The organism is Streptomyces phytophilus, assembly GCF_013870535.1.
Lineage (GTDB): Bacteria > Actinomycetota > Actinomycetes > Streptomycetales > Streptomycetaceae > Streptomyces > Streptomyces phytophilus.
In genome coordinates, this window is the sequence record NZ_JACBXC010000824.1 from 1 (window position 1) to 2,769 (window position 2,769).

General features: G+C 72.7%; 3 protein-coding genes. All 3 read right to left on the reverse strand.

The window, feature by feature from the left end; genetic code table 11:
• Positions 1-8 precede the first annotated feature (8 nt).
• The gene (locus H5J30_RS25775) at positions 9-989 is read right to left on the reverse strand and encodes a hypothetical protein (RefSeq protein WP_181789739.1); all 981 of its coding nucleotides are present in this window, start codon (positions 987-989) and stop codon (positions 9-11) included.
• Positions 974-1,606: a hypothetical protein gene (locus H5J30_RS25780; protein WP_309505627.1), complete on the reverse strand. Its 633-nt coding sequence runs from the start codon at positions 1,604-1,606 to the stop codon at positions 974-976. Before H5J30_RS25780 ends, H5J30_RS25775 begins: the two co-directional genes overlap by 16 nt.
• A gap of 252 nt (positions 1,607-1,858) precedes the next feature.
• A complete protein-coding gene (locus H5J30_RS25785; protein ID WP_181789741.1) occupies positions 1,859-2,656 on the reverse strand; it encodes a sugar phosphate isomerase/epimerase family protein in 798 nt (265 codons plus the stop codon).
• Positions 2,657-2,769: the final 113 nt, after the last annotated feature.

Consider the following 2,769-nt stretch of genomic DNA (forward strand, 5'->3'; position numbering starts at 1 on the left):
GGGCGCTGCTAGCGCACCACCGTCTGGATCTCCTTGACGGTCACCGGTATCTCGGTGGTCGACCGGCCGTCGGGGAAGTCCTCGTGCACGGGCGCCCCGTCCGGGCTCTCGGTCGGGTTCCAGGCGACGCTCCAGGTGAGCGAGGCTTCCAGTTCGTACGTGCCGTCACCGGAGGACTTCCGGTACGTGATGTTGCACCCGGCGTCCTCGGTGTCCACGGCGAAGCCGCCGCCCTTGCGCACCAGGTCGTACTCGCAGACGTTCGGCTCCGCGAACTCCGTCCCGGCCTCCAGCCGCAGCCGCTGCGGGGTCGCGACGGTGGTGGCGGCGATCCGGCCCGTGCCGGGCGGGTCGATGTAGGCGGTGACCCAGACGCGCTGCAGCTCGGCCGGGTCGAGCACGGCGAGCGTCTCCAGGTTCACGACCTGGCGGTCGGGGTTGGGCTTCAGGTCCACCGGCGGGGCGGGCAGCTTCGTCTCGTTGTACGCGAGCGCGGCAAGGGTCTCCGGGTCGATCACGTCGGTGTTGGGCTCCGCGGGCTCCTCGGGGCCGACGAACATGAAGGACTTCGTCGCCGGGCACGCTTCGGCCGTCACGCCGTCGTCCTGGTAGACCAGCTCCCACCAGAGCCCCTCCTTGTCCTTGCGGAGGTCGAAGGTGCTGTCGTCGGTGACGAGTTCGGAGATGGCGGAGGTCGCGTTGTGCTCGGCGTTGTACGTCTCGTGGACGTAGTCGTCCATCTGGTCCGGCGTGTAGCGCGGCTCGTACCAGCACACCGGCGGCGACCAGCTGCCGCCGATCGGCGTCATCGGCGAGGTCTCGCCGGAGCCCGGGCTGCTGGCGCTGAACTCCACCCGGGAGCCGATCTCGTCGGAGCCGGCCTGGCCCGTCCCGTCGCCCGCCGCCGCCGGCCCCGCGGCCGCGAGGGCCAGGGCCGCACCGGCTATGGACACCGCCGCCGTACGCCGTGTGCTCAGGAGGTTCGGCACTGCGCTGCTCCCTGTTCGTCGGACTCGTGCACCATCTGCCAGCGGCCGTCTTCGGTGCTGCGCATGGTCGAGACGTGCCGGATGAAGTCGTCGGGGCTCGGCTCGGTCTTCAGCACCTTGCCGGAGTCGGCCATCTTCGCGTACGAGTTCGTCTGGTCCTCGCAGTACTCGACGGTCGCCACACCGCCCTTGCGCGAGGTGACTTCGCGGTCGTAGTAGCGCACGGTGCCGGAGACCGTCTTGCCGTCCGCGACGAACTTGTCGATGCCCGCGCGCCAGCCCTGGAGGGCGTTGCCGCCGAGGTACTGCTCCAGGACGTCCAGGCGCGGGTCCTGCTTCGCGTAGCCGAGGCGTATCGACTGCACGGCGTAGCCGTGGTCGCGCAGGATCGCGTCCTCGGCGCCGTCGCCCGTCGGCTCGCTCTCCACCTCGACCTCGACGTCCTCCGGGAAGTCGAACTCCGGTGCGTCGGCGTCACCGTCCGCCGCCGGGGACGGGGAGGCGGACGGGGAGTCGTCCGACTCCGCGGCCGAGTCCTTCGCGCCCGTGATCCGGTCCGGCTCGTCGTCCGACGATCCGCATGCCGTCAGCAGCGTGACCGCCACGGCCAGTGCCACGGCACTTGCCGGTGCGCAGAGCTTCATGGCGGATCGAACCCCCGTTTCCCCGTGTGCATGTGCAAGTCGCGCTTCAGCGTAGGCAGGAGCGCAAGGATTAGGCCAGTCGGCCCCTTGGATTCACCACCGACCTGTGACAGAAGGCGGTCGGCGCCGCCGCCCCGGGACCCGCGCGGAGGTGCGGAGTTGGGCGGTCACCCGCTGTCGCGGGCCCGCCGCGGCGCCGGGTGGACGCCGAGGGGCAGCGCGGGTTCAGGCCACGTCGGCCAGCAGCCGCAGCAGGTGCTCGCGGCCTCCGGCCAGCAGCGGCGCCAGCTCCCGGGCGTCGGGGAACCAGCGCTTCTCGTACTCCCAGCACAGCCAGCCGTCCCAGCCGGCCTCCGTCAGCACCGCCAGGCACTCCGCCAGCGGTACCGTCCCCTCGCCCAGTGCCAGCGGCGCCAGGTCCTCCCGTGACGCCGCGTCCTTGACCTGCACGTAGCCGAGGTACGGGGAGAGCGCCGCGAACGACTCCTGCGGCTCCTCGCCACCGAGCCAGGTGAGCATGACGTCCCACAGCGCGCCTGTGCTCTTGTGCCCGACGCGGTCCAGGACGCGGGCGACGTCCGCGCCCGTGCGGTGCGAGTCGTGCGTCTCCAGCAGCACCCGCACGCCGAGGTCCGCGGCGTACGGCGCCACGGCGGCGAGCCGCCGGGCGGCGGTGGGGTCCGCCTCGACGGGCGGCTGGTCGCCCCCGCGCGGGAACACCCGGACGTGGGAGGCCCCCAGGTCCCGGGCGAGCGCCAGCAACTCGCGCATCTCGGTGACCACCGGCTCGTCGTCCCCGGCCGCGGCGACGCCCGCGTAGCTCGCCAGCGTGAGGATCTCCACCCCGGCCGCGGCGAACTCCTCGACCACGTCGGCCCGCTCCCCGATCCCGAGCCCGGTGTGCACGGGCTCCTCGGGGTGGCACCTCAGCTCCACGCCCTGGTAGCCGCCGTCACGGGCGAGCCGGGCGACCTCGGCGACGGGGAGCCGGGGCAGGCCGAGGGTGGAGAAGGCGAAGCGCATGCCGTGAGTCGATCAGACCCCACCGCACCTGGCAACCCCGCGACCACCTCCCCCGAAGCCCCTGTCCGCACCCTGATCGCCGCCGCCCCCATGCCGGGCCAGCGCACACCCGC